Source organism: Ruegeria conchae (genome assembly GCF_000192475.1).
Lineage (GTDB): Bacteria > Pseudomonadota > Alphaproteobacteria > Rhodobacterales > Rhodobacteraceae > Ruegeria > Ruegeria conchae.
Window position 1 is genome coordinate 12291 of the sequence record NZ_AEYW01000017.1, and the last position, 22439, is coordinate 34729.

General features: G+C 56.7%; 27 protein-coding genes. 20 read left to right on the top strand and 7 right to left on the bottom strand.

What is annotated here, in order from left to right; genetic code table 11:
- Positions 1-13 precede the first annotated feature (13 nt).
- The 3 genes from G7G_RS0116280 to G7G_RS0116290 are packed head-to-tail and all read right to left on the bottom strand — an operon-like array spanning position 14 to position 2079.
- Complete coding sequence (locus G7G_RS0116280) at positions 14-442, bottom strand: Lrp/AsnC family transcriptional regulator (protein WP_010442507.1); 429 nt, start codon at positions 440-442, stop codon at positions 14-16.
- Positions 443-498: 56 nt separating this feature from the next.
- Complete coding sequence (locus G7G_RS0116285) at positions 499-1818, bottom strand: MFS transporter (protein ID WP_010442508.1); 1320 nt, start codon at positions 1816-1818, stop codon at positions 499-501.
- A 3-nt stretch (positions 1819-1821) separates the two neighbouring features.
- A complete protein-coding gene (locus tag G7G_RS0116290; protein WP_010442509.1) occupies positions 1822-2079 on the bottom strand; it encodes a metal-sensing transcriptional repressor in 258 nt (85 codons plus the stop codon).
- A 133-nt stretch (positions 2080-2212) separates the two neighbouring features.
- Between G7G_RS0116290 and G7G_RS0116295 the strand changes: the two genes are divergently transcribed.
- From G7G_RS0116295 to G7G_RS0116325, 7 genes are all read left to right on the top strand, one after another.
- Entirely contained in the window at positions 2213-2827 is a 615-nt protein-coding gene (locus G7G_RS0116295; protein ID WP_010442510.1) for a ribonuclease D, read from the top strand.
- Positions 2824-3786: a KpsF/GutQ family sugar-phosphate isomerase gene (locus tag G7G_RS0116300; protein WP_010442511.1), complete on the top strand. Its 963-nt coding sequence runs from the start codon at positions 2824-2826 to the stop codon at positions 3784-3786. Before G7G_RS0116295 ends, G7G_RS0116300 begins: the two co-directional genes overlap by 4 nt.
- 13 nt (positions 3787-3799) lie before the next feature.
- On the top strand, positions 3800-4399 hold the full coding sequence (locus G7G_RS0116305) for an LPS export ABC transporter periplasmic protein LptC (protein WP_010442512.1): 600 nt from the start codon (positions 3800-3802) through the stop codon (positions 4397-4399).
- Positions 4400-4402: 3 nt separating this feature from the next.
- Positions 4403-4894 (top strand): LptA/OstA family protein, encoded by a 492-nt coding sequence (locus G7G_RS0116310; RefSeq protein ID WP_010442513.1) that lies wholly within the window; start codon positions 4403-4405, stop codon positions 4892-4894.
- Entirely contained in the window at positions 4894-5652 is a 759-nt protein-coding gene (gene lptB, locus G7G_RS0116315; protein WP_010442514.1) for an LPS export ABC transporter ATP-binding protein, read from the top strand. The genes G7G_RS0116310 and lptB overlap by 1 nt, the downstream gene beginning before the upstream one ends.
- 252 nt (positions 5653-5904) lie before the next feature.
- The gene (gene hpf, locus G7G_RS0116320; RefSeq protein ID WP_010442515.1) at positions 5905-6468 is read left to right on the top strand and encodes a ribosome hibernation-promoting factor, HPF/YfiA family; all 564 of its coding nucleotides are present in this window, start codon (positions 5905-5907) and stop codon (positions 6466-6468) included.
- Between the two features lie 58 nt (positions 6469-6526).
- Entirely contained in the window at positions 6527-6991 is a 465-nt protein-coding gene (locus G7G_RS0116325) for a PTS sugar transporter subunit IIA (protein ID WP_010442516.1), read from the top strand.
- A gap of 582 nt (positions 6992-7573) precedes the next feature.
- Here the strand turns inward: G7G_RS0116325 and dalA are convergent.
- Positions 7574-8350, bottom strand: a complete 777-nt coding sequence (dalA, locus tag G7G_RS25045; protein ID WP_476651034.1) for a divisome-associated lipoprotein DalA — start codon at positions 8348-8350, stop codon at positions 7574-7576.
- On the opposite strand from dalA, the gene G7G_RS0116340 reads away from it, so the two are divergent.
- Positions 8259-8858: a L,D-transpeptidase gene (locus tag G7G_RS0116340; protein ID WP_010442519.1), complete on the top strand. Its 600-nt coding sequence runs from the start codon at positions 8259-8261 to the stop codon at positions 8856-8858. The genes dalA and G7G_RS0116340 overlap by 92 nt on opposite strands.
- Before the next feature lie 139 nt (positions 8859-8997).
- Positions 8998-9180: a hypothetical protein gene (locus G7G_RS0116345; protein ID WP_010442520.1), complete on the top strand. Its 183-nt coding sequence runs from the start codon at positions 8998-9000 to the stop codon at positions 9178-9180.
- Between the two features lie 78 nt (positions 9181-9258).
- Here the strand turns inward: G7G_RS0116345 and hemH are convergent, their stop codons facing one another.
- Both hemH and G7G_RS0116355 read right to left on the bottom strand, forming a co-directional pair.
- Positions 9259-10308: a ferrochelatase gene (gene hemH, locus G7G_RS0116350; protein WP_010442521.1), complete on the bottom strand. Its 1050-nt coding sequence runs from the start codon at positions 10306-10308 to the stop codon at positions 9259-9261.
- Positions 10309-10363: 55 nt separating this feature from the next.
- The gene (locus G7G_RS0116355) at positions 10364-11194 is read right to left on the bottom strand and encodes a methyltransferase domain-containing protein (RefSeq protein WP_010442522.1); all 831 of its coding nucleotides are present in this window, start codon (positions 11192-11194) and stop codon (positions 10364-10366) included.
- Here G7G_RS0116355 and G7G_RS0116360 point away from each other — a divergent pair.
- From G7G_RS0116360 to G7G_RS0116380, 5 genes are all read left to right on the top strand, one after another.
- On the top strand, positions 11175-11939 hold the full coding sequence (locus tag G7G_RS0116360; protein ID WP_010442523.1) for a ComF family protein: 765 nt from the start codon (positions 11175-11177) through the stop codon (positions 11937-11939). The genes G7G_RS0116355 and G7G_RS0116360 overlap by 20 nt on opposite strands.
- A 37-nt stretch (positions 11940-11976) precedes the next feature.
- On the top strand, positions 11977-12234 hold the full coding sequence (gene grxC / locus G7G_RS0116365; protein WP_010442524.1) for a glutaredoxin 3: 258 nt from the start codon (positions 11977-11979) through the stop codon (positions 12232-12234).
- The gene (locus G7G_RS0116370) at positions 12234-13064 is read left to right on the top strand and encodes a carbon-nitrogen hydrolase family protein (protein WP_010442525.1); all 831 of its coding nucleotides are present in this window, start codon (positions 12234-12236) and stop codon (positions 13062-13064) included. The genes grxC and G7G_RS0116370 overlap by 1 nt, the downstream gene beginning before the upstream one ends.
- 15 nt (positions 13065-13079) lie before the next feature.
- Positions 13080-13520, top strand: coding sequence for a MarR family winged helix-turn-helix transcriptional regulator (locus G7G_RS0116375; protein WP_010442526.1), 441 nt, complete (start codon positions 13080-13082; stop codon positions 13518-13520).
- 91 nt (positions 13521-13611) lie between these two features.
- Positions 13612-14232 carry a hypothetical protein gene (locus G7G_RS0116380; RefSeq protein ID WP_029622097.1) on the top strand — a complete coding sequence of 207 codons (621 nt, stop codon included), beginning with the start codon at positions 13612-13614 and terminating at the stop codon, positions 14230-14232.
- Positions 14233-14300: 68 nt separating this feature from the next.
- Here G7G_RS0116380 and ubiG read toward each other — a convergent pair whose 3' ends face one another.
- On the bottom strand, positions 14301-15047 hold the full coding sequence (gene ubiG, locus G7G_RS0116385) for a bifunctional 2-polyprenyl-6-hydroxyphenol methylase/3-demethylubiquinol 3-O-methyltransferase UbiG (protein WP_010442528.1): 747 nt from the start codon (positions 15045-15047) through the stop codon (positions 14301-14303).
- A 48-nt stretch (positions 15048-15095) separates the two neighbouring features.
- Between ubiG and pip the strand changes: the two genes are divergently transcribed.
- The 6 genes from pip (at position 15096) to infB (ending at position 22384) form a co-directional block, all read left to right on the top strand.
- Positions 15096-16073 carry a prolyl aminopeptidase gene (gene pip, locus G7G_RS0116390; protein ID WP_010442529.1) on the top strand — a complete coding sequence of 326 codons (978 nt, stop codon included), beginning with the start codon at positions 15096-15098 and terminating at the stop codon, positions 16071-16073.
- Positions 16070-16888: an ABC transporter substrate-binding protein gene (locus G7G_RS0116395; protein WP_010442530.1), complete on the top strand. Its 819-nt coding sequence runs from the start codon at positions 16070-16072 to the stop codon at positions 16886-16888. The genes pip and G7G_RS0116395 overlap by 4 nt, the downstream gene beginning before the upstream one ends.
- Positions 16889-17048: 160 nt before the next feature.
- Positions 17049-17639, top strand: coding sequence for a ribosome maturation factor RimP (gene rimP, locus G7G_RS0116400; RefSeq protein ID WP_010442531.1), 591 nt, complete (start codon positions 17049-17051; stop codon positions 17637-17639).
- The gene (gene nusA / locus G7G_RS0116405) at positions 17639-19252 is read left to right on the top strand and encodes a transcription termination factor NusA (protein ID WP_010442532.1); all 1614 of its coding nucleotides are present in this window, start codon (positions 17639-17641) and stop codon (positions 19250-19252) included. The genes rimP and nusA overlap by 1 nt, the downstream gene beginning before the upstream one ends.
- 22 nt (positions 19253-19274) lie before the next feature.
- Entirely contained in the window at positions 19275-19898 is a 624-nt protein-coding gene (locus G7G_RS0116410; protein WP_010442533.1) for an RNA-binding protein, read from the top strand.
- An 8-nt stretch (positions 19899-19906) separates the two neighbouring features.
- Positions 19907-22384, top strand: a complete 2478-nt coding sequence (gene infB, locus G7G_RS0116415) for a translation initiation factor IF-2 (protein ID WP_010442534.1) — start codon at positions 19907-19909, stop codon at positions 22382-22384.
- Positions 22385-22439 lie beyond the last annotated feature (55 nt).

Genomic DNA, 22439 nt, shown 5'->3' on the forward strand with positions numbered 1-22439 from the left:
GGGTTAGCGCATCTCAGTTTCGATCAATTTTGCGGCCGAAAACAACGCTGGTGTTGGTGCGCAAAACACCGGGGACGCGCGCGAGCTCGTCAACCAAAATATCAAGGTCTTCGATTCGCGGGGCTTCGGCTGACAGCAACAGGTCAAACTCACCATTGATCGACAAGCAGAGCTTCACCTCGGGATAGGCTTCAAGCCGTTTGATGATGCGTGTGGTTTCCTTTTGCTGCACTTCTAGCAGTACAACGATCTGTACCTTCGGTGTGTCTTCGTTTTCTCGCAGCACGACGGAGTAACCAGCAATGACACCTCGCTCTTCCATGCGGTTAATGCGTTCATGCACAGTTGTCCGGGCAACACCCAGCATTGCCGCGATGCGCGTAGTCGAGTCGCGCGCGTTATGCTGGAGAGCGGCGATGATGCGTCGGTCAAGCTGGTCCATGCGGTCTCCGGGATGAGGCAGATGTGTCCGGGTTTAGGGTAGATGCCGGGCAAAGCTCAAGGTTCAAGAGGAATACGAGGGTGCAACTCGTCAATGATGATCGGATGGGCATGCGGTTTGGGTCCTGCGAGATGTGGATGATCCGGCGGCAGTTCCGGATGGTTGTGGACCACAGATTTTGCGTCGGTGCGAGGCCAAACCCTTATCACGAAGATAAGGCCCAAAACGGCAGCGGTGGCCATTCCGGCCATGGCGACCGTCGAACCAAACCAGGTCATCAGCGACCCGGCCAACGGATACAGCACCAGCCAGCAGGCATGAGACAGTGTGAATTGAGCGGCGAAGACTGCCGGGCGATCTTCGGGATGTGCAGATCGGGTCAGCAGGCGACCCGATGGTGTCAGAGTGCTAGAATATCCAAAGCCAACCAGTATCCAGATCGCAGTCAGCACGCCCAGCGTCATCGGTATGGTTGCGGCCAGAATAGCGGCCACCGCCATTGTTCCGGTTGCCATTGTGGCACCACTCAGCATGACACGACGATCAGGGATCCGATCCAGCAGGCGTGGCAGCGCGAACGCAGCCAACATCGAACCACCACCAAAACCGGCCAGTGCAATGGCAACAGCGCTTTCAGACAGGTCGAGATCACCACGCACGATCACGACGGTATTAACGATCACCATCGAACTAAGGGCCGCTGCGCTCCAGCTCAGAGCCAACAGGCCACGTAGGCGCGGGGTCTTGAGGTATATTCTGATACCACGGGTGGTTCGGTCATAGATGCCGCGTGGTTCTTTCGGTTTTGGGGAAGGCAGTGTTGCAGACACCACAAGCAGGGCGGAAGCGACAAAGCCAATACTGGTGCCCAGGAACAGACTGTCGAAACTGACGATCAATAAGAGTGCGGCGGCCAGTATCGGGCTTAGAAGACTTTCCAGATCGTATGCCAGACGCGACAGAGACAGGGCTTTGGTATAGTCCTGTTCGTCTGTAAGAACTTCAGGAATCGTCGCCTGAAAGGCCGGAGTGAACCCGGCAGAAGCCGATTGCAGGACAAAGATCAGCACATAGACCTGCCAAATTTCAGTGACGAATGGCAAACACAGAGCGACGATTGCACGCACAATGTCCAATGCCACAAGCATTCTACGCCGGTCCAAACGTTCGGCAAAGGCTGCGGCAAGAGGAGCCACAGTGACATAGGCTACCATCTTTATGGTTAGCGCGGTGCCTAGAACCAACCCTGCTGAATCTCCGGCCAGATCAAATGCTAAAAGCCCCAGCGCCACTGTCGCCAGACCGGTGCCTGTCAGGGCCACAATCTGGGCAGCCAGCAGATGCCGATAGGTGCGATTTGTCAGGACGCTGAGCATTGGTCAGAGGTACTTGGTTATAGTTTTGAAGTCTTCGATGGCAGTCTGATCTGCTTCACCAGACAGGCAGTGATCAACATGATCATGGATCAGCACGCGCTTGGCGTTGGTGATAGCTTTCTCCACCGCAAAAAGCTGCTGAGCGATGTCAGCGCAGGGGGCTTCAGCTTCTAGCATGGTGATCACCTTGGCCAAATGCCCGTGCGCGCGTTTCAGGCGCGCGGTGATCTGCGGGTGAGAATTATGGGTATGGGATGTCATGGTGTATCCTTATCCCCCCCATGGGGTTATTGTCAAGTTGGTCGCGATGCTGTAACTACGCGCGCGCCGAGGACGTTGAGTTTGGCTGCGAAACCTCCTATCTCGGGGTCGAGACCGCACAAAGGAAGTCGGCGTGGCGAATTATCTGTATAAAAACGATCTGCCCGAAGGGTTGAATATGGGCCCAGTCGTGGCCATCGATTGCGAAACCATGGGGCTGAACCCGCATCGGGACCGGCTGTGTGTCATCCAGATGTCGGGTGGGGATGGAAACTGTCACATCGTTCAGGTCGAAAAGGGTCAATCATCAGCCCCGAACCTCTGTGCGATGCTTGAAGACCCCAATGTGTTGAAGCTGTTCCATTTTGGCCGCTTCGATATTGCAGCCATGTATCACGCGTTCGGTGCGCTTGCAGCGCCGGTCTATTGCACCAAGATCGCCAGCCGGTTGGTGCGTACCTACACCGACCGCCATGGCCTGAAGAACCTGTGTCAGGAACTGCTGGGTGTCGATATTTCGAAACAGCAGCAAATGAGCGATTGGGGTGCGGAAACCCTGACGGATGCTCAGCTGGACTATGCTGCATCGGATGTATTGTATCTGCACCGTCTGCGCGACGCGCTGGACGGTCGGCTTGCCCGTGAAGACCGTACCGAGGTGGCACAGGCCTGTTTTGATTTCCTACCCACGCGTGCGAAGCTTGACCTCGCAGGCTGGCCCGAAACTGATATTTTTGCGCACTCATGACAGATACTGAGTCCTTTTTGAAAACTGCACGCCAGGTCATCACCGATGAGGCCCGTGCCTTGGACGTCCTTGCCGAAGGCTTGGACGAGCATTTTGCCGAAGCTGTGCAGCTGATCCTGCAGGCCACAGGCCGCATCATCATCAGCGGTATCGGCAAATCCGGGCATATCGGCCACAAGATCGCGGCGACCTTGGCTAGTACCGGTACGCCAGCCTATTTCGTCCACCCGGCCGAGGCCAGCCACGGTGATTTGGGCATGGTCTCGAAAGGGGATGTGGTTCTGGCTATCTCGAACTCAGGTGAAGCGCCGGAACTTGCCAATCTGCTGGCCTTTACGCGGCGCTTTGGAATTCCGCTGATTGGTCTGTCCAGCAAACCCGAAAGCACGCTGATGAAGCAGGCTGACGTGCACCTGCTTATTCCATCGATGGGAGAGGCCTGCGGCTTTGGTATGGTTCCCTCGATCTCGACCACTCTGACGTTGGCGATGGGTGACGCTTTGGCAATCGCGTTGATGAAATACCGAGATTTCAGGCCCGAGGATTTTCGTGCCTACCACCCAGGAGGCAAACTGGGGGCGCAATTATCTACCGTGCGCGATTTGATGCACAAAGATATGCCTCTGGTAACTGCCGGTACTCCGATGAGCGAGGCACTGCTGGTTATGAGCCAGAAGAGCTTTGGGGTCGTTGGCGTTACTGATGAGGCCGGCTGTTTGCTGGGCATTATCACGGATGGTGACCTGCGTCGGAACATGGACGGGCTACTGAACAAAAACACCACAGAGGTAATGACCGAAAATCCTCTGACCATCGCGCCAAACGCAATGGCAGAAGAGGCGGTTTCGATCATGAATGATCGCAAGATCACTTCTCTTTTTGTGGTGGATCCCGAGACCAATGGTCCGACATCGGGGCTGTTGCATATCCACGACTGTCTGCGTGTAGGGCTGGGTTAAGGAAGTGGCCGAGGTGGATCGCCATTCCCGTTGGGTGCAGTTTCTGAAAGTTCTGCTACCACTGGCGGCGATTCTTATATTGTCCTCTGTGTTTTTGCTGTCCCGCAGCATCGAAACCAATGTGTCGGCGCCCTTCAGTGATCAGGATATTGGAGAGCGACTGACAGATCAGGTCGTTACCCGCCCCGACTACAAAGGCGTAACCCGCAAGGGCGAAGGGATTCGGGTCGAAGCTCGTCGTGCCAGCCAAAGTGGTGAACTAGAAACCCCAACGGCTTCTGAGGTTCAGGGGCGATTTGAGTTGAGCAGCGGTGGCGTGATTACACTTGAATCGAATACGGGCATGATCCGGCCAGATAAGGGCACCGCGACATTTGTGGGCGATGTAGTCATCACGACGGCGGATGGTATTAAGGTAACGACTGACCTTTTGAATACATCTTTGGATGAAATCCGCGGCGACAGCCCAGGTCAGATTGACGGAACGGGTCCGATTGGCGACTTTACTGCAGGACGAATGATTTTTGGGACTGTAAAAAAGGACGGTCCGGTCCATATTCTTTTTACAGGCGGCGTGAAGCTGATATACGAGCCGCAAAAAGCAGAAAGATAACTTGTGTTCGATTTACGTGTCGCCGTTTTGTGTTGTGCCATCGCAGTTGGGGCCACGCCTGCATTTGCGCAGGAGGCTCAGGTGGCATTTGGATCGGTCAACGCTGACCCGACCCTGCCGGTTGAAGTCACGTCCGAGACTCTGAACGTAAATCAGGAAGACGGCTCTGCCGAGTTTATCGGCAACGTGATCGTCATACAGGGTGAAATGCGCCTGACCGCAGATCGCGTTCTTGTCATCTATAACGAAGAACGTTCGGCCATTGATCGGATGGAAGCGACCGAAAATGTCGTTCTGGTCAGTCCACCTGACGCTGCCGAAGGTGATTGGGCGGAATACACCATCGATTCCGGTGTGATCGAAATGAAGGGCAATGTGCTGCTGACTCAGGGGCCCAGCATTATCAGTGGTGATCAGATGATCGCAAATCTGACGTCCGGAACCGCAACGATGTCGGGGCGCGTCAAGACGATCCTGCAGCAAGGTGGCAACTGATGAACCGTCCCGAATTGTCCATCGCTGAAGGCTCTTCCGGTCTGAAAATCGAGAAGCTGCGGAAGTCTTATCGCAAGAAGACAGTCATCCGTGACGTGTCTATGGAGCTGAACCGATCTGAGGTCGTGGCGCTGCTGGGGCCGAATGGATCGGGCAAGACCACCACGTTTTATTCCGTCGCAGGTCTGGTTTTTCCTGAAGCAGGTACCGTGATCATTGACGGGCAGAACGTCACGACCCTGCCAATGTATCGCCGTGCGCGGTTGGGTATCGGTTATCTTCCACAGGAGATGTCAATTTTCCGCGGAATGAGTGTCGAGGACAATATCGCCTCGGTTCTGGATATCACGGTCAAACACGCTCATCGCCGGAAAGAGCGGCTTGAAGAGCTGCTATCGGATTTCTCGATCGAACACCTGCGCCGCGCGCCTGCGCTTGCTCTCTCTGGTGGTGAGCGGCGCCGGGTTGAGATCGCGCGCTGTTTGGCTGCCGATCCGAAATATTTGCTGTTGGACGAGCCCTTTGCCGGGGTCGATCCGATCAGTGTCGGCGATATTCGACATTTGGTCGCTGATCTGAAGAAACGGGGTATCGGGGTTTTGATCACGGATCACAACGTGCGGGAAACGCTGGAAATTGTGGATCGCGCCTATATTCTGCATGATGGTCAAGTTCTGATGTCCGGCACCCCAGACGAGGTAGTGGAAAACGAAAATGTGCGCCGGGTCTATCTGGGCGAAAACTTCCGTATTTCATAAGTTTACGCGGAAATGCGCCGGGCGCATGGCGGAAATCTCGCATAAACACATCTGTTTTGATTGACTCTCCCGCCGTCCCTTGCATCAATTGGGTCATGGCATTGCTTCGGTTCCAGTCAGGATCTCGATGTCCCTTCTTGGAAGGGCAGGATCAGCGGCAACCGCAGAAAATGCCGATACCCCCCACCCGATAAAAACAAGTCAGTCGCGTTACGCGGCGTCAGAATGGGTGTGAATTGTGAAGGAGATCACATGCGTTACCAAATCAGCGGAAAACAGATCGACATCGGTGCGGCGCTGCAGACCCACGTGCAGACCGAACTGGGCGAGGTCGTGGGCAAGTACGCCCAGCGACCGACTGACGCCAACGTCGTCTTTTCCCGTTCGGCGCATGAATATGTATGCGAAACCACTGTGCATCTGTCGACTGGCCTGACCGCTCAGGCCAAGGCTCATGCGACCGAGATTTATGCGGCGTTTGAAGGCTGCTGTGACAAGATGGAGACACAACTGCGGCGTTACAAACGGCGCCTCAAAGACCACCATAAGGATCGATCCGAGCCGGTTGAACTCTTTGGCGCGTCCTCTTATATCCTCGCCTCTGACGAATCGAACACGGCGGATGAACCCGAATCGCTGCAGCCGATGATTGTGGCTGAGATGGAGACCAAGATCCCATCGCTCAGTGTGGGTGAAGCTGTTATGCAAATGGAACTTGCCGGTGCCCCGGTGCTGGTGTTCCGGAATGAGAACAAGGACGGATTGAATGTCGTATATCGTCGTGAGGACGGCAATATTGGCTGGATTGATCCGTAACAGGCAAGAATAGTCGGAACGCCCCCTCGCAGAGGGGGCACGGCTTAGGAGCAGATTGATGGAGCTTTCGAGTATTCTAAAGCCCGAAGCGGTGCGTGTAATGTCCGCTGCGTCCAGTAAGAAGCGATTGTTTCAGGAAATTGGCGACGTAGGTGCTGCGACGCTTGGGCTGGATGCGCAGGCCATCGTTGAAAGCTTGCTTGAGCGGGAGAGCCTTGGCCCGACTGGCGTTGGCCATGGTGTTGCGCTTCCACACGCTCGGTTGTCGGAACTGGAATCGGTCTCGGGTGTGTTTGTCATGCTCGAGAAACCCATCGACTTTGGCTCGGTCGACCGTCAGCCCGTTGATCTGGCGTTTTCGCTGTTTGCCCCTGAAGAAGCCGGGGTCGAGCATCTGAAGGCGCTGGCGCTAGTCTCGCGCACATTGCGTGAGCAATCGGTCTGCGCGAAGTTGCGGGCAAATCCTGATCCGGTAAAGCTGTATGCTATTCTGACCGAAGCTCAGTCGATGCAAGCGGCTTAAGGTACTAAGAAACGAAGAATGCGTTGAGCGACGGCAGGGTAATCATCTTTGGCGCCGCCTTTTGCGGGCAATACACGGCTGATCAGTCCAACTAAAGATGATCCCAAAGAAAACTGAATATGGCGGCTAGGTAGAGGCCGGCGATCACATAGATTTTGTGTCCTTCATCCACCCATTCCTGCATTGTTAATGTAAAGCACTTTAGGCGACATGCGTCGTGCGAACCTGTAAACTCGCCGCCGAGCATCAGGAATGTCGCGATTCCGCCGAACAAAATCAGCGATATCCATTTTCTGTTTTGTCTGGGTATCTTAATTCGCATTGGGATTGCTTAGAGGAACACGATGGATATCACCGTGAACTATGTCACGCTTTAGCAGATGCCGCGTAAGCAGCGTTAAAACCCAATGCAAGTTGCTATCCAACGCCACCACCTTTTTCGGATTGCCCTCTGTGCTCACTCATTATTTTGACCAAAATAGCGTCTCTGAAATGACAGCACCCTCGCAAAAGTCTGCGAGGGTGCTCGTTTCGCAAGGGTGATAGACAGTCAAAGGTTCGTTCGGCCTGCGACCGGAATACTCAGCCGCCGGTGCCCATCTCCAATGTCCACCAGATTTTACCGCCTTTTTCCTGATGCCAGGCAAAGCCCATCTGTGTGGCTTTAGGGTCCATTATTACCGCGCGCGATCCAGGTTCCTGCATCCAAGCAGCTAGCGTTTCCGTCTCGGTCTCATAGGTCTCCGAGATCGCTTCGCCCAGGAAGGTGCCATAATATCCAACCCGCGAAGCCCGATCCAGGGGGGAAGACCCATCCGACCCAAAATGCCAGGGCCGATTTTGGCGGGCCATGTCCTTCGAGTGAGTCTCGGCGGCTGCGTTCAGCTGTGCGTTCAACTGAACTTGCTGCAAACCCGAGGCTTGCCGCAGTGCGTTTACTGAATCCAGCATCCGGAACTGCAACTTCTCTGGGTTGCCGCGGATTTTATAGACGCTCGGCAATGGCCTGCCATCTGCACCAAGAGTTGTCGTACCCGAATCAGTACATGCGGCAAGTGCGACTAAACAAATCGCTAGAAGAGAAAGAATACGTGTCATGATCGGCCTGAATTTAGTGTCGACCACGGAAATAGCCTGCCTGAGCGCCCAGAGCAAACGTTCAAAGGTCCAACCTTGCGTGATTCTGCCGGTTTGATTTGCGACTGAAGCATTCTGGCCATAAAATATCACAGAAATTGCATTTACCCATAACAAAGGACCGCACAACATGGTCAAGAAAACTCTTTTGTCTCCGACGCGTCGCGGCTTTCTGGCGGCTGCCACCGCCAGTTTGGCTTCGCCTGCGTTAGCCCAATACATTCCGGGTGATCCGTTGCGCCCTGCGCCCGAACCTGAGCCTCAGGTACGACGCAATGTATCCGGATTCAGGGCGCTGGATTGGCAGCCTTACTTTTCCAATACCAGAAACGGGGCCATTCTGGTCGATACGGTATCCCGAGCGCTGCATTATTGGTCAGATGATCAATCCGTATACAAACTGTACCCCTCGTCAGTGCCATTGACCGAAGAATTGACCCGTCGTGGGCGCACCAGTGTCATCCGCAAAGTCGAGGGTCCAAGTTGGTCACCGACGCCATCGATGAAAAAACGCAACCCCGAATGGCCTGATTATATCCCGCCGGGACCTGATAACCCATTGGGAACGCACGCTTTATATCTGAGTTGGAAATATTATCGCATTCACGGCACCCATGATACACGCAAAATCGGCCGTCGGTCTTCGAACGGATGCATTGGTTTGTTCAACGAAGATATCGCTGAGTTGTTCTCAATGGCCAAGGTGGGTACGCAAGTGTTGCTAATTTGACGACATTTTCGCGCACGAACCTGCCATTTACGTAAGTTGCAATTGCAATCCATGGGGATAGCTGATTAGAAAAACTCACGAGGTAAGTCTTAGATGTGCGGTTTCGCTATTGGGAATCGCGCAAATTCTGGAGGTTAATATGAAGAAACTCGTTCTCGCTGCTGCTCTGACTGCTGCTGCTTCGACCGCATATGCTGGCAACCTGGAAGAGCCGGTTGTTGAAGCACCTGTCGTTGTCGAAGAAACCCAAGGTTCGTCGCAGGGCATCATCCTGCCGCTGATCCTGCTGGTTGTAGTTGCCGCAGCTGTTGCAGCAAGCTAAGTCGACGAGACTTTATCAATTTAAGAAGGCGGTGGTGCAAGCCACCGCCTTTTTTTGTGTGTTTGGTTAAGTGGGCCGTCATTCCAACCAGCCGCGCAAATTGTCTTGGATAACCTTGCTCAGTGCCGCGATATGCGAATCATCATCGTTGAGGCACGGGATATAGGTGAACGATTCGCCGCCCGCGTGTTCGAAGCTTTCCTTAATTTCTTCGTTGATCTCTTCCAGCGTTTCGATGCAGTCGGCAGAGAACGCAGGCGCGATAACGGCGATATTTTTCTTACCTGCCCGAGCAAGATCGGCCACATGATCGACGGTGTAGGGTTTCAGCCACTCTTCCGGCCCAAATCGCGATTGGAAGGTTGAGACAAGCTGGTCATCTGACCAACCCAAACGCTCTTTCAGAAGTCTTGAGGTTTTGACGCACTGGCAATGGTAGGGATCACCTTGCTGCAGATAGCGTTCCGGCATGCCGTGATACGAGCACACGAGGACATCCGGTTTGGTCTCCATCACTGCATAGGCACGCTCGACCGAACTTGCCAGTGCGTCGATATAAGAGGGTTCATCGAAATAGGCCGGCACAGTTCGGCTGGCCGGCTGCCAGGTTTCTTTCATCAATGCACGGAAGAATTGATCGTTCGCTGTGGCGGTCGTAGCCCCGGCATATTGTGGGTAGAGCGGGAAGAAAAGGATGCGATCACAGCCTTCTTCCACCATCTGGCGCACCTTTGAAGGGGTCGAAGGATTCCCGTAGCGCATGCAGAATTCGACCATGACCTGATCGCCGTACTGTTCGTGCATCGCCTCGCGTATCTTGGCGGTCTGGTCCTTGGTGATCGTCATCAAAGGGCTTTCACCCTTGTCGTGATTCCAGATCGACTTGTACGCTTCGCCTGAACTGAAAGGGCGTTTGGTCAGGATGATGCTTTGCAGAATGGGCTGCCATTTCCAGGCTGGATAGTCGATCACGCGCTTGTCTGACAAAAATTCGTTCAGATAACGCCGCATGGGCCAATAGCTATAATCATCAGGTGTGCCCAAGTTGGCCAGCAGGACACCGACACGTCCCGTTTTAATCTTGGGGTGCTCTGTGGACGCGTGGGTAGGACGAGTGGCATCAAACATGTGAAGCTTCCTGAATTTATGTGTCTGGCCTGAGATAACGGGAAAAGGCCGGTCGTCAATCGGGCAGTTTGCCCTCATCCGTGCCCAACGCATCGGCAAGGCGCATTTGGGCCGATCCCGGACGCAAAGGTTTGGGCTGACTGTCATCAGGGGACCAGCCTGTCAGGCAGACCAGTTCGTAAGTTCCCCTCAAACGGCCTTGGGAGGTTGTGAAATGAGCGGCATAGATTTCCTGCGCTTTCTCGAAAACAGCCCGCCGGGTCGGTTGTTTCAGACGATCTTGCAGCGCATTGGTTTCTCCCATCGCGCGCAAATCATGCATCAGATGGTTAAGATCGCGGTATTCGGCAGATAACGTTGCCTTGTCTGCAACGGGCAAAGCCAAACCAGCCCGTTGCAGCAACGCGCCCAGATCACGTAATTCTGCCATCGGTGCAATACGCGGGCTTAGACCGCCCGTAACCTCAATCTCCGCCTGACCCAGTGCCGCACGCAATTCCTGAAGGGTGTCACCTCCCAAGCAAACGACCAAGAGCAAACCATCGGGCTTCAACGCACGATGGCATTGGATTAATTGGCCAACCGGGTCGTTTGCCCAATGCAACGCCATCGCGTGTATCACTAGGTCATGCGCGCCTGGCGTCAGGTCCAGAACCTCATCATCCAGGATGATCCGGGTCTCGGTCCATAACCCTTCCCAGATGTGTGGGAACGGGGTCACGACGACAGGCGCCTTAAAGATTTTATTAACCATCGATAGACGATCCTGCACCTCGTCAACGGCGGCGCGATGCAGAAACAGCGCCTCATCCTGCGCGCGGCCGCGGTGGAGCGCGAGGGCAGCGCGGTCAAACAGAGAGGGTGCAGTGTCGGACGGCAGTTTCATAAGCCGCAAGTATCGCATTCGTCAGGGGATTCAAACCGTTGTCGAGATGATCTATCCCCCGCGTTGCCTTTCATGCGGTGCGCTGACCGAATCCGACTTTGGCCTCTGCGGTCCATGCTGGCGAGACACACCATTTATCGGCGGCTCAGTTTGCGAAAGTTGCGGCGTGCCGGTCCCCGGCGCACGGGATGGGTACAGAATCGAGTGCGACGACTGCCTAACAAGGCCGCGCGCTTGGCAGGACGGTCGGGCAGCTCTGTTGTATCAAGGGGGCGCCAGATCTCTGATACTGGCGTTGAAACATGGGGATCGTACGGATTTGGCGCGCCCGGCTGCGCGCTGGATGGCACGAGCCGGGTCCGAAGTGTTTCGCCCCAACATGTTGATCACGCCAGTCCCGCTGCATTGGTCCCGAATGATCCGCAGGCGATATAACCAATCCGCACTGCTTGCGCATCATCTGGGTCAGGAAACGGGTCTGGCCGTATGCCCTGATCTTTTGGTTCGAACCAGACGCACGCCTGTCCTGGATGGCAAAACAGCGGTTGAACGTGCCGCAGCACTCGCCGACGCCATAGCTGTACATCCGAAACGAGAAAGTATGTCACAGGGCCGCGATATACTTCTGGTCGATGACGTTATGACCTCGGGTGCGACACTGGAGGCCTGCGCGCGTGTCTGCCGTGCTTCAGGAGCAAATCATATTTTCGTGTTGGTACTGGCGCGCGTTGCCAAGAATGCCTAATTCGCCCAAGAATGTGCGAAACCCAAAGGGACGGAATATGAAGCCGGTAGAAATCTACACCTCGCCGCTTTGCGGCTTTTGCCACGCTGCCAAACGGTTGTTGAAGCAGAAAGGCGTCAAGTTCTCGGAAGTCGACGTGCTGATGCATCCCAAACGCAAACCCGAAATGATTCAGCGGGCGGGTGGGAAACGCACTGTGCCGCAGATTTTCATCGGCCAAACTCATGTTGGCGGTTGCGATGACCTCTACGAGCTTGAACGTCAGGGCAAGCTGGATCGTCTGCTCGCGGCCTGATGCAGACCGCTCTGCTGCAAATCACCTCGTCGGACGACCCGGTCCAGAATCTGGACATGGTGCGCGCCATGATGGCTGAGGCGGCAGAGCAAGGCGCGGGCTTTATCTTGTCGCCCGAGGTGACGAACTGCGTCTCGACCAGCACTACGCGGCAGCGCGAAGTTTTGCAGCATGAAGAGGATGACATCACCCTGGCTGGCCTGCGCAAGCAGGCCGCTGATTTGGGTGTTTGGCTGCTGATCGGCTCTTTGGGGATCAAGACCCACGATGCCGATGGCCGCTTTGCCAACCGTAGCTTCATTATCAACCCGCAGGGGCAGATCGTGGCGCGATACGACAAGATCCACATGTTTGACGTGCAGGTCAGTGAGACCGAGACGTTCCGCGAATCGAAGAACTATCGCCCCGGCGAGAATGCCGTGATTGCTGAGACGGATTTCGGCAAAGTTGGTATGACGATCTGCTATGATATCCGCTTTCCGCATCTTTATGCAGCGCTGGCGCAGGCTGGTGCGCAGATTCTAACTGTCCCGGCAGCGTTTTCGCCGGTCACAGGTGCTGCACATTGGGAATCCCTGCTGCGCGCGCGGGCGATTGAAACCGGCTGCTGGGTGCTTGCCCCGGCGCAGGCTGGCGCGCATCCAAAGACGCGCGGCAAGACCCGATATACCCATGGCCACAGCATGGTCGTGGCCCCTTGGGGAGAGGTCGTCATCGACGCAGGCACCGATCCGGGCATTCACTTTTTCGAATTGCGTGATAGTTCTGTGTCCGAGGCGCGCCGACGCGTGCCCTCATTGACCCATGTACGGCCTTTCACAGGTCCCTGATCCAGAACCTGGCTTATGACGGACGAGAAAAATGCCCTGGCGGTCACGCTGTTCAGCGAAATACTGACCGCGGACCAGCTATTGCGCAACCGGCTGAGCCGGGTGCTGCCCAAGGGCATGGAAATCTCGCATTTCTCGGTGCTGAACCATCTGGTTTTTGTCGGAGACGAGCGTAGCCCGGCGCAGCTGGCCAACACGTTCCACGTGACCCGAGGGGCTATGACCAACACCTTGGCTAAGCTGGAATGGGCCGGATACATTCACATACGCCCCGACTGGGACGATGCCCGCCGCAAAATGGTCGCCATCAGCCCCGCCGGCCGCCGCGCGCGCGATCAGGCGATTTCCTCGATAGCCCCGCTGATCAACCGCGTCGTCGGAGAGCTGGGGCTGGAGCGCGTCCGCAGCACGCTGCCGGTGCTGCGGGATTTGCGGTTGCAGTTGGAGGGGGAGTAGGGTTTCTTCCATTTGATTGTTTTTATCGAGCGGGGAATCAACTCCGGCGGGAAGAAATGGATTGAGAGCTTACACACTTCTATTTGCCGTCATGGCGGTTCTGTTGACAGGTTGCGCCAAAAAGGCGGACTGGCATCAGAAAATGGTGCTGTATTTTGATACGCCGGACGGTCCGATGACTGCGTCAAGCGTTATCCGGGTGGATTTCACCGGCGCGATCGAATGGCTGGGCAGTATGGATGGGAATCATACAGACCTTACAGGCGAAGCGGTCGTGGCGGACCTTGGCGGGCGGTATCTTTTTGCATTGATTGAGGAAAATGCCGGTCCGTTGATTTGGCTGACCATGCTAAGAGAGTTTGATGACGTAGCCGGTTTCAAGGCTTCCACCCGCAAAATAAAACGGCAAACTGAACCTCTCGATGTGCCGAGGGACTTATGGCCGCGATTGGTGACCTTTGAAGATATCGATGACTCAGCATCGATTCAACTGGTGAATCCCGTTGATCTTACTGAGAGTTTCGGTCCGGGGTATAATATCCGTCGAGTGACAATTCAGGTCACGAAAGAACCAATCAGTAACGGAAAAATCGAGACAGTATTGGCCTGGTGGAACGAATTGACGACGCCGATTGGAGGTCCGCGACGACCGTATGCTGATCCTCTGTATGCAATTGGAAAATGGGATTTTGTAAAAGAAGATAAATCGTAGGATGGGTGCTTGCATCCATCGCGCATGTCTTGTCGTTGGAATGATGGGTGTAAACCACCATCCCACTCTCACCCCGACTTCACACTCGCCGTCACATAATTCACGCTCAAATCCCGGTCCGAGACCGACCAGCTCCACAGGATCGGATTGAACACGAACCCTTTGCGGTCCACCGGTTCCAGTCCGGCCTGGCGCAGCAGGTCGAACAGCTCATCGGGGGTGATGAACTTGCTCCACTCATGCGTGCCGCGGGGCAGCCAGCGCATGACGACCTCGGCCCCGAAAACGGCCATCGCATAGGATTTTGGGTTGCGGTTGATGGTCGAGCAGATCAGCAACCCGCCCGGTTTCAGCAACTGTTGCGAGGCTGTCAGGAAACCCAACGGATCGGCCACGTGTTCGACCACCTCCATGTTCAGCACCACGTCGAATTGCTCGCCCGCGGCGGCCATGTCCTCGGCGGTGGTGTGGCGATAGTCGATCTGCAGGCCAGATTGCTCGGCATGGATGCGGGCGACGGGCAGGTTGCCCTCGGCGGCGTCGGCGCCGACCACCGTAGCCCCAAGGCGGGCCATGGGTTCGCTCAGCAACCCGCCGCCGCATCCGATATCCAACAGGCGCAGGCCCTCGAACGGGCGCGGGGTCTTCAGATCACGGTCAAATTCGCCCGCGATCTGCTGTGTGATATAATCCAGACGGCACGGATTCAGCATGTGCAGAGGTTTGAATTTCCCATGCGGGTCCCACCATTCGGCGGCCATCGCCTCGAATTTCGCGATCTCTGACGGGTCGACCGTGTTCGGATGCGCTTGCATTCCTGTCTCCGTGTGCTCTTTTACGCTTAAGGACTATATAGGGCCGTAATGGATAAGTACCCGGACCAAAAGCGCGCAGTCCAATATCTTTACCCGCCGATCGATCCGTTCGATCAGCGCGTCGTTGATATGGGCGATGGGCACCGTATTTATGTCGAACAATGCGGTAATCCCAATGGGATACCGGTCGTGGTGCTGCATGGTGGGCCGGGTGGCGGTTGCAGCCCCGCGATGCGGCGCTATTTCGATCCAGAAGTCTACCGGGTGATTCTCTTTGATCAGCGCGGTTGTGGCCGCTCAAGGCCCACGGCCTCGGTCGAAGACAATACGACCTGGCATCTGGTCGAGGATATCGAACGGTTGCGAACGCTGTTTGATGTCGAGGACTGGATTGTGTTTGGCGGCAGCTGGGGTGCAACACTGGCTTTGATTTACGCGCAGACACACCCGGATCGGGTCAACCGTCTGGTGTTGCGCGGCGTGTTTCTGGCGACGCAGGCCGAGCTCGATTGGTTTTATGGTGGCGGTGCGGGCAAGTTTTGGCCGGAACAGTGGGCCAAGTTTGCATCCCTGTTGCCCGAGGCCGAACAGTCTGACGCGATCAATGCCTATCACAAGCGTCTCTTTTCGGGCGATCGTGCGACCGAGATCCTCTTTGCGCGCGCTTGGTCTCATTGGGAGAACGCTCTGGCCTCAATCCACACCAACGGATCGGTTGGGGAAAGCCCCGGGGAATACGCCCGTACCTTTGCACGGCTGGAAAATCATTATTTCAGGAACGGCGCGTTTCTCGAGTATGACGGCCAGATTCTGGACCAGATGGACCGTATCGCGCATATTCCCGGCCATATCGTGCAGGGAAGGTATGATATGATCTGTCCACCGCAAGCGGCTTGGAACCTGGCGCAACGATGGCCCGGCGTTGACTTGAAAATGGTGCGCCAGGCAGGGCACGCCTTGTCTGAACCGGGTATAAGCGTTGAGCTGGTCCGGATTATGGACCGCGTGGCGGAGGGTACGGCATGACCAGGATCGACCGTCGTGCAATGTTTGCCTCGGGTGCTGCCGCCGCCTTGCTGGCGGCGACGGGCGGGTCGCTGGCGGATACACCAAAGACAGGTGGCAAGTTGCGGCTTGCGGTTCCGCGCGATGAGAGTTTGGAAATATTAGCGCGCGGGGCCGTGTTCGACACCCTGACCGAAGTCGCATCAGATGGGACCTTGCGCGGCGAACTGGCAAAAGCTTGGCAGGCTGAAGAACACGCGCGTTTATGGAGCTTTGATCTACGCGACGACGCGATGTTCCATGATGGATTCGCCTTGCATGCAGACGATGTAGCTGCGGTATTTTCAGACATCGGACGCGCGGAGGCCCTGGCCCCTGATCGCGTTAGGTTGGAACTGGCCGCGCCCAATCCTGGTTTGCCCTTCTTGCTGGCCGACAGTCGGTTTGTCGTGACACGTGACGGGCAGGGAGTTACCCCATTGAACACGGCAACGGGCACGGGGTGCTATCGTGTAGAACGGGCCGAGGATTCTCGCCATTTCCTTGGGCGCAAGGTGGCGGGCCACTACAAAAATGGCCACGCGGGTTGGGCTGATGCGTTGGAAATCATTGTGATCCCTGATGCGCGTGTGCGGGCCGAGGCTTTGCGGGATGGATATGTGGACATTGCTGCCCTGCCCGAAGGTGATGAGCTTAAGGATCAACGCGGCCTCAGATACCATCCAGGTAAGACCGACATGGCGCTGGCGGTGGCCGCGCATGTCGGCATGCCGCGTCAGATTGGCAAGGGGTCGCTGGACGATGGGCGCATCGCCGAGCGGTGGTGGCTGGCCTAAATCCGATCACGATTTTCGCCGGGGGTTGCAGACTCGGAAAAGCCTGCGTATATGCAGTTACAACAGCGGCGCGTTGGACTTCTGGTCCGGGGCTCCACCGGGAATTTCGACGGGCCGCGCGCCCGTTTTTTTGTGCCCGATGACAGGGTAGAGAACCTGAATGACAAACGACCTGATAGCCAAAGCAGCCATTGACCGGCGACTGGCCGAGATCATCACACCCGTGATCGAGGATCTGGGGTATGAGCTGGTGCGCATCCGCCTGATGAGCGGCAAGACCACCACGATGCAGATCATGGCTGACAAGCCCGATGGCGGCATCGAAGTAGATGACTGCGCCGAGATTTCGAACGCAGTGAGTGCCACGCTGGATGTCGAGGACCCGATTCTTGATGCCTATACGCTTGAAGTGTCCAGCCCCGGCATCGACCGCCCTCTGACCCGTCTCAAGGATTTCGAGACCTTCGAAGGATACGAGGCCAAGATTGAGACCGCTGAACTGATCGACGGCCGCCGCCGCTTTAAGGGTGAACTGGCCGGGATCGAAGGGGATGAGGTACTGATCAATATTCCCGAAGGGGACGAGACGATCACCATCGGTCTGCAATTCGACTGGCTGAGCGACGCCAAGCTGGTCCTGACTGATGACCTGATCAAGGAAATGCTGCGCCAGCGAAAAGACGCCGGTGCCCTGAACGAAAACGCTTTCGACGAGATTGAGACCGAAGGGTCCGAAGAGGAGACGAACTGATGGCAATCACCTCAGCCAACCAGCTGGAGCTGCTGCAGACCGCCGAGGCCGTGGCCCGCGAAAAGATGATCGACCCCGGTCTGGTTGTCGAAGCGATGGAGGAATCGCTCGCCCGTGCCGCCAAGAGCCGTTACGGCGCCGAGATGGACATCCGCGTGTCCATCGACCGCAAAACCGGCAAGGCGACCTTTACCCGCGTCCGTACTGTGGTCGAGGATGAAGAGCTTGAAAACTATCAGGCCGAGTTCACCGTCGAGCAGGCCAAACAATATATGGAAAACCCCGAGGTTGGTGACGTCTTCGTAGAAGAGGTTCCGCCGGTTGAAATGGGTCGTATTGCTGCTCAGTCCGCCAAGCAGGTGATCCTGCAAAAGGTTCGCGAAGCTGAGCGTGACCGTCAGTACGAAGAATTCAAGGATCGCGCTGGCACCATCATCAACGGTGCCGTCAAACGCGAAGAGTTTGGCAATGTCATCGTCGATCTGGGTGGGGCCGAGGCTGTTCTGCGCCGCAATGACAAGATCGGCCGCGAAAGCTATCGCCCGAATGACCGCGTGCGCGCCTATATCAAGGAAGTGCGCCGCGAAGTTCGTGGTCACCAGATCTTCCTGTCGCGTACCGCGCCGGAATTTATGGCTGAGTTGTTCAAGATGGAAGTGCCGGAGATTTATGATGGCATCATTGAGGTCAAGGCGGTGGCTCGTGACCCCGGCTCACGCGCGAAGATCGCCGTGATTTCCTATGATGGCTCGATTGACCCTGTTGGTGCCTGCGTTGGTATGCGCGGCAGCCGGGTACAGGCCGTTGTGAACGAGCTGCAGGGTGAAAAGATCGACATCATCCCGTGGAACGAAGATCAGCCGACTTTCCTGGTGAACGCTCTGCAGCCTGCTGAGGTCTCCAAGGTGGTTCTGGACGAAGAAGCCGGAAAGATCGAAGTTGTGGTGCCTGAGGAACAACTGAGCCTCGCCATCGGTCGCCGCGGTCAGAACGTGCGTCTGGCCAGCCAGTTGACCAATCTGGACATCGACATCATGACCGAAGCCGAAGAATCGGCCCGCCGTCAGAAAGAGTTCGAAGCCCGTACACAGCTGTTCATGGAAACGCTGGATTTGGACGAGTTCTTCGCGCAACTGCTGGTTTCGGAAGGATTCACCAACCTCGAAGAAGTGGCCTATGTCGAAATCGAGGAACTGCTGGTCATCGACGGTGTTGACGAAGGCACTGCGCAAGAACTGCAGACGCGTGCTCGTGAATTCCTGGAAGCGCAGGCCAAGGCAGCTTTGGATGCCGCGCGCGCTCTGGGCGCCGAGGACAGCCTCATTGAATTCGAAGGCCTGACACCCCAGATGGTAGAGGCGCTGGCTAAGGACGATGTGAAGACGCTGGAAGACTTCGCAACCTGTGCCGATTGGGAACTGGCCGGTGGCTGGACCACAGTTGATGGTGAGCGCATCAAGGATGATGGTGTTCTGGAACCTTTCGGCGTGACGCTGGAAGAGGCTCAGGACTTGGTCATGACGGCGCGCATCATGTTGGGCTGGGTTGATCCGGCTGAATTGGAGCAGGCCGAAGAAGACGGCGAAGCAACCGATGAGGAGGTCGAGGCCTGATCTCAGGCCTCGGGTGGCTGGCATGGGTCGCGGTGGCGTCCAAAAGGATCGGTCGGAAGGCCCTGAACGCAAGTGCATCGCCACTGGCGAGATTCAGCCTAAATATGGCTTGATCCGCTTTGTGGCAGGGCCGGACGGTCAGGTCTTTCCCGATGTTGCGGCTAAATTGCCGGGGCGCGGGGTCTATGTGGCGGCGGATCGCGCCGCGCTGGACAAAGCAGTGAGTAAGAAACTGTTCTCGCGTGGGTTCAAGGCGCAGGTGAGTGCGGCCAAGGATCTAACAGATGAGGTCGAAAAACAGGTGGCGCGCCGGGTGATCGAGCTGATCAGTTTGGCGCGCAAGTCCGGAGATGCGGTCGCCGGGTATGAAAAGGTCAAATCGTGGCTGGACCGGGAAGATGCCCAGGTATTGATTCAAGCCTCCGACGGATCGGGGCGCGGTAAGTCGAAACTCAGCACGCCGCACTTTGGAAAATACATCGGCTGGCTGACTGCGGATGAGCTTGGGGCGGCATTTGGGCGCCAAACCGTGATTCATGCGGCCATGGCCTCTGGCGGACTCGCCAAACGTGTTGTAGAGGAAGCGCAGCGCCTGCGTGGCTTGCGCGAAAAGGATGACGGCGGCAAGGGCCGCTCGGAAGGGTAAGAAGCTTAATGAGCGATAGTGACGGCAAAAAGACATTGGGTCTTCGTGGCGGGGCACGCCCCGGAAATGTGAAACAGAGTTTCAGCCACGGACGCACCAAGAATGTCGTGGTGGAGACCAAACGCAAACGCGTGGTCGTACCCAAGCCGGGCGCGACCAAACCAAGTGGTGGTGCGGCACCTTCGGGTGATCCTTCGCGTCGTCCGGCGGGTATTTCCGATGCGGAAATGGCGCGCCGAATGAAGGCGTTGCAAGCTGCCAAAGCGCGCGAGGCTGAAGAGGCCGCTGCGCGCGAGGCACAAGAGAAGGCGCGTGAAGAAGAACGTGCGCGCCGCCGGGCCGAACAGGAAGCCAAGGAACGCGAACAGCGTGAGGCTGAAGAGCGTGCTCGTGCCAAGGCCGAGGAAGAAGAACGCAAGCGCAAAGAGGCGGAAGAAGCTGCCAAGCGCGCTGCTGCGGCACCCGCGCCCGAAGAACAACCGCGTACGGCACGCGGTCCGGCCAACAAACCGGCGCCAGCGGCTACACCCCGCAAGCAAGACCGCGAGCGCGAGCAGCGTGGCCGCGGCAAAGGCCGTGACGACAACCGCCGTTCGGGCAAGCTGACACTGGGTCAGGCTACCGGTGGTGAAGGTAATCGTCAGCGTTCAATGGCTGCGATGAAGCGCAAGCAGGAGCGTGCGCGCCAGAAAGCCATGGGCGGCCCGGTCGAGCGGGAAAAGGTGATCCGCGACGTTCAGTTGCCCGAGGCGATCATGGTTTCGGAACTGGCCAACCGTATGGCCGAGCGCGTGGCTGACGTTGTCAAATCGCTGATGCAGATGGGCATGATGGTCACGCAGAACCAGACCATCGACGCTGATACCGCTGAGCTGATCATCGAAGAGTTTGGGCACAAGGTGACCCGCGTCTCTGATTCGGATGTTGAAGACGTCATCAAAGAAGTCGAAGACAGCGATGACGATCTGCAGCCGCGTCCGCCGGTCATCACCATCATGGGCCACGTTGACCATGGTAAGACATCATTGCTGGATGCGATTCGTGACGCGCGCGTTGTGGCGGGCGAAGCCGGTGGCATTACCCAGCATATCGGCGCCTATCAGGTGAAAACCGATGGTGGCACCACGCTGACCTTCCTTGATACGCCGGGCCACGCGGCCTTTACTTCAATGCGGTCGCGCGGTGCTCAGGTCACAGATATCGTGGTCCTGGTTGTGGCTGCCGATGATGCGGTGATGCCGCAGACGATCGAGGCGATCAACCACGCCAAGGCGGCCGAAGTGCCGATGATCGTGGCGATCAACAAGGTCGATAAGCCGGATGCGAACCCGGACAAGGTGCGGACCGATCTGCTGCAGCACGAAGTCATCGTCGAAAAGATGTCAGGTGAGGTTCAGGACGTCGAAGTGTCCGCCATCACCGGTCAAGGTCTCGATGAACTGCTGGAAGCCATCGCGCTGCAGGCCGAGATTCTGGAACTGAAAGCCAACCCCGACCGCGCCGCCCAAGGTGCCGTGATCGAGGCGCAGCTTGATGTGGGCCGTGGTCCCGTTGCCACCGTTCTGGTTCAGAACGGCACTTTGCGTCAGGGCGATATCTTCGTCGTGGGTGAGCAGTATGGTAAGGTCCGCGCGTTGATCAACGACAAAGGCGACCGCGTCAAAGAAGCCGGCCCGTCGGTTCCCGTTGAGGTTCTTGGTCTGAACGGTACGCCTGAAGCGGGCGACGTTCTGAACGTGACCGAGACCGAAGCGCAGGCCCGTGAGATTGCTGCCTATCGTGAGCAAGCAGCCAAGGACAAGCGCGCCGCAGCTGGTGCCGCGACCACCCTTGAGCAGCTGATGCAGAAGGCCAAGGAAGACGAGAACGTCACCGAGCTGCCGATCTTGATGAAAGCTGACGTGCAGGGTTCTGCCGAAGCCATCGTTCAGGCGATGGAGAAGATCGGCAATGAGGAAGTGCGCGTACGCGTTCTGCACTCAGGTGTTGGCGCGATTACCGAAACGGATGTCGGTCTGGCCGAAGCTTCGGGCGCTCCGATCTTTGGCTTCAACGTTCGTGCCAATGCGTCAGCGCGAAACACCGCGAACCAGAAAGGCGTCGAGATCCGGTATTATTCGGTGATCTATGACCTCGTGGATGACGTGAAAGCAGCCGCATCCGGCCTGCTGAGCGCTGAAATCCGCGAGAAGTTCATTGGTTACGCCGAGATCCGCGAAGTCTTCAAGGTTACCGGCGTTGGCAAAGTTGCCGGCTGTCTGGTCACCGAAGGCGTGGCGCGTCGTTCCGCAGGTGTTCGTCTGCTGCGCGACAACGTGGTGATTCACGAAGGCACGCTGAAGACGCTGAAGCGTTTCAAGGACGAAGTGACTGAGGTTCAGTCGGGTCAGGAATGCGGTATGGCATTCGAGAACTACGACGATATCCGCGCAGGCGACGTGATCGAGATTTTCGAGCGCGAAGAAGTGACCCGGACGCTCGACTGATCTGGCTTCCAGCGAGAGATTTAAGACAGCGGCTCAATTGGGCCGCTGTTTTCTT

What these genes read in the sequence shown, in the direction of transcription:
- G7G_RS0116280 (WP_010442507.1), bottom strand. Translation starts at nt 442, where the DNA reads ATGGACCAGCTTGACCGACGCATCATCGCCGCTCTCCAGCATAACGCG.
- G7G_RS0116285 (WP_010442508.1), bottom strand. Translation starts at nt 1,818, where the DNA reads ATGCTCAGCGTCCTGACAAATCGCACCTATCGGCATCTGCTGGCTGCC.
- G7G_RS0116290 (WP_010442509.1), bottom strand. Translation starts at nt 2,079, where the DNA reads ATGACATCCCATACCCATAATTCTCACCCGCAGATCACCGCGCGCCTG.
- G7G_RS0116300 (WP_010442511.1), top strand. Translation starts at nt 2,824, where the DNA reads ATGACAGATACTGAGTCCTTTTTGAAAACTGCACGCCAGGTCATCACC.
- lptB (WP_010442514.1), top strand. Translation starts at nt 4,894, where the DNA reads ATGAACCGTCCCGAATTGTCCATCGCTGAAGGCTCTTCCGGTCTGAAA.
- hpf (WP_010442515.1), top strand. Translation starts at nt 5,905, where the DNA reads ATGCGTTACCAAATCAGCGGAAAACAGATCGACATCGGTGCGGCGCTG.
- G7G_RS0116325 (WP_010442516.1), top strand. Translation starts at nt 6,527, where the DNA reads ATGGAGCTTTCGAGTATTCTAAAGCCCGAAGCGGTGCGTGTAATGTCC.
- G7G_RS0116340 (WP_010442519.1), top strand. Translation starts at nt 8,259, where the DNA reads ATGGTCAAGAAAACTCTTTTGTCTCCGACGCGTCGCGGCTTTCTGGCG.
- dalA (WP_476651034.1), bottom strand. Translation starts at nt 8,350, where the DNA reads ATGTATTGGGCTAACGCAGGCGAAGCCAAACTGGCGGTGGCAGCCGCC.
- G7G_RS0116345 (WP_010442520.1), top strand. Translation starts at nt 8,998, where the DNA reads ATGAAGAAACTCGTTCTCGCTGCTGCTCTGACTGCTGCTGCTTCGACC.
- hemH (WP_010442521.1), bottom strand. Translation starts at nt 10,308, where the DNA reads ATGTTTGATGCCACTCGTCCTACCCACGCGTCCACAGAGCACCCCAAG.
- G7G_RS0116355 (WP_010442522.1), bottom strand. Translation starts at nt 11,194, where the DNA reads ATGAAACTGCCGTCCGACACTGCACCCTCTCTGTTTGACCGCGCTGCC.
- grxC (WP_010442524.1), top strand. Translation starts at nt 11,977, where the DNA reads ATGAAGCCGGTAGAAATCTACACCTCGCCGCTTTGCGGCTTTTGCCAC.
- G7G_RS0116370 (WP_010442525.1), top strand. Translation starts at nt 12,234, where the DNA reads ATGCAGACCGCTCTGCTGCAAATCACCTCGTCGGACGACCCGGTCCAG.
- G7G_RS0116375 (WP_010442526.1), top strand. Translation starts at nt 13,080, where the DNA reads ATGACGGACGAGAAAAATGCCCTGGCGGTCACGCTGTTCAGCGAAATA.
- G7G_RS0116380 (WP_029622097.1), top strand. Translation starts at nt 13,612, where the DNA reads ATGGCGGTTCTGTTGACAGGTTGCGCCAAAAAGGCGGACTGGCATCAG.
- ubiG (WP_010442528.1), bottom strand. Translation starts at nt 15,047, where the DNA reads ATGCAAGCGCATCCGAACACGGTCGACCCGTCAGAGATCGCGAAATTC.
- pip (WP_010442529.1), top strand. Translation starts at nt 15,096, where the DNA reads ATGGATAAGTACCCGGACCAAAAGCGCGCAGTCCAATATCTTTACCCG.
- G7G_RS0116395 (WP_010442530.1), top strand. Translation starts at nt 16,070, where the DNA reads ATGACCAGGATCGACCGTCGTGCAATGTTTGCCTCGGGTGCTGCCGCC.
- rimP (WP_010442531.1), top strand. Translation starts at nt 17,049, where the DNA reads ATGACAAACGACCTGATAGCCAAAGCAGCCATTGACCGGCGACTGGCC.
- nusA (WP_010442532.1), top strand. Translation starts at nt 17,639, where the DNA reads ATGGCAATCACCTCAGCCAACCAGCTGGAGCTGCTGCAGACCGCCGAG.
- G7G_RS0116410 (WP_010442533.1), top strand. Translation starts at nt 19,275, where the DNA reads ATGGGTCGCGGTGGCGTCCAAAAGGATCGGTCGGAAGGCCCTGAACGC.
- infB (WP_010442534.1), top strand. Translation starts at nt 19,907, where the DNA reads ATGAGCGATAGTGACGGCAAAAAGACATTGGGTCTTCGTGGCGGGGCA.